At 43.3% G+C, this 540-nt stretch carries 1 protein-coding gene; it reads left to right on the top strand.

All coding sequences use genetic code 11. From position 1 onward, the window contains the following. The coding region (locus J5M58_RS26045) for a glycoside hydrolase family 3 N-terminal domain-containing protein (protein ID WP_306795250.1) at positions 1 to 540 on the top strand (540 nt) is incomplete at both ends.

Genomic DNA, 540 nt, shown 5'->3' with positions numbered 1-540 from the left:
ATCAGAAGCCTATGCTCTTGGACTAGAAGACGGAGGAGTCCTTTCTGTAGCCAAACACTTTCCGGGACACGGAGACACGAGTGAAGACTCTCACAAAACACTACCTATAGTTCAAGCAACTCGCAAGCGTCTTGAACTTGTAGAGTTAGCCCCATTCAAGAATTACATCAATTCTGGTTTGGGAGGTATTATGACGGCTCATCTTAGCGTTCCAGCTTTGGAGAACCGTTCAATACCCTCTTCTCTAAGTCCCAACGTCTGCACAGACCTACTAAAAAAGGACTTAGGCTTTCAAGTGTTAATATTTACTGATGGGTTAGAGATGGAAGGGGTTCAAACTCAATCCTTAGGAGATATTGGAGTGGCTGCACTACTTGCTGGCAATGACATTCTACTAGGTCCATCATCACCAGAAGCTCAACTCAACAATCTTGTTTTAGCTTATTGGGATGGTCGCTTACCGGCTAAATTGATTGAAGAAAAAGTAAGGAAAGTCCTTGCATACAAGTATAGGTTAATTATTTCGGAACGCCCTAGCAC

The organism is Pseudomonas sp. 32_A, assembly GCF_017490905.1.
GTDB classification, from domain to species: Bacteria; Pseudomonadota; Gammaproteobacteria; order Pseudomonadales; family Pseudomonadaceae; genus Aquipseudomonas; species Aquipseudomonas inefficax.
Note: the sequence above shows the minus strand (reverse complement) of the source record. Positions and strands in the feature narration are given on the sequence as shown.